At 54.9% G+C, this 731-nt stretch carries 2 protein-coding genes; both read left to right on the top strand.

The genetic code is table 11. From position 1 onward, the window contains the following. Nucleotides 1–334, top strand: a 334-nt coding sequence (locus tag AC1DUO_RS25765) for an MFS transporter (RefSeq protein ID WP_477989559.1), incomplete at its 5' end; no start/stop codon positions are given. 10 nt (nt 335–344) lie between these two features. Next, the coding region (locus AC1DUO_RS25770; RefSeq protein ID WP_477989561.1) for a DJ-1/PfpI family protein at nt 345–731 on the top strand (387 nt) is incomplete at its 3' end.

Here is a 731-nt window from a genome sequence, read left to right on the forward strand (position 1 = left end):
CGTCATGGTACTACCTGCTCGGCTGTCATTGCTGTATCTCTTGCTGGTAGTGTGGGCCTTTTCCACTGACCTGTTATGGCCTACTCAACAGCGGCGTATTGTGGAGATCTCGACAGCGGAAACGCGTGGAATTTCGCTGGCATTAACCAGCGCTTTTATGTTCTGCGGCATTGGTTTTGGATCGGCGGTGGCATCATGGCTTTATCCACTGTCGGGCTTTTACGGAGTAATGATAAGCTCAGTACTGTTTCTGCTGCTGGCATTGGCCAGCCTGTGGACTTCTGAGCGGTTACGGGCCCGCTCCGCGGAGTATCAGACGGTCCGCCTGTCATAAAGGAGTTGCGATGCACCGTATAGGATTAATCATTGCCGATCATTTTCAAATGCTGGCGCTGTCTACGCTGACGGTATTTGAGTTTGCCAATCTGGTGGCTGATCGCCCATTTTACCAACCTCTGGTCTACTCCGAACACGGCGGAACCGTACGTTCTTCTTCGGGCATTGGCGTGGATTCGGCGAAGTTGAGCGCGGAAACGCAGGTTGATACCTGGCTAGTGGCAGGCGTCCTTTCACCCATGAAGGAACCCGCAAGCCCTGGTGTGGTTCATTTTCTGCAAACCACCGCCCGCCAGACACGCCGGATTGCCGGGATCTGTACCGGTGCATTTGTGCTGGCACAGGCCGGACTGCTGGAGCAAAAACGTGCCACCACGCACTGGGCGCACTCACAA

The sequence above is a fragment of the Rahnella sp. P4_A8 genome (assembly GCF_056402435.1).